The following is a 527-nucleotide window of genomic DNA, read 5'->3' as shown; positions in this document are numbered from 1 at the left end:
TCCGGCACCTCGGCAAGGAAGGTCCGCGCGAGGGTGTTGCTCACGCCAGGAAAGCTGACCAGCAGTTCCTCCTTGGCGCGCCAGACTGGCGAGCCGCGCACCAGCGTGTCGATGTCGTTGTCGATCTCCGGCAGCTCCTTCTCGAGGACCTTGATATGGCGGGCAAGGCTCTTGCGGACGCGGACGTTCTCGGCCCGCTTCTCGCGCTGACGCTCGGCAACGATCATCTCGATGATCTGCCGTCGGCGACTGACCAGTTCAGCCAGCAGCCGAGCTTCCTGATCCGGCATCGCACGTGGCTCCGGCTTTACGGCCTCGACAAACCGCGCGATGACTGCCGCATCGATCGGGTCCGTCTTGGCACGCTGACCAACCGCCTGCGCGAAGTGCCGGATCTGGGCCGGATTGACCACCACCAGCGGCAGCTGAGCGCCGGCCAGCGCAGCAGCGACGATGGTCTCGAAGCCGCCGGTTGCCTCCACCGCAATCAGCGCCGGCGAGATCACCTGCAAGCGCGCAACGAGCTC

1 protein-coding gene is annotated in these 527 nt (G+C 66.2%); it reads right to left on the bottom strand.

Annotated features, from left to right (window positions below):
• Positions 1-527, bottom strand: a 527-nt coding sequence (locus BraRD5C2_RS33550; RefSeq protein WP_223975713.1) for an IS110 family transposase, incomplete at both ends; no start/stop codon positions are given.

The organism is Bradyrhizobium sp. RD5-C2 (assembly GCF_019972155.1).
Lineage (GTDB): Bacteria > Pseudomonadota > Alphaproteobacteria > Rhizobiales > Xanthobacteraceae > Bradyrhizobium.
Note: the sequence above shows the minus strand (reverse complement) of the source record. Positions and strands in the feature narration are given on the sequence as shown.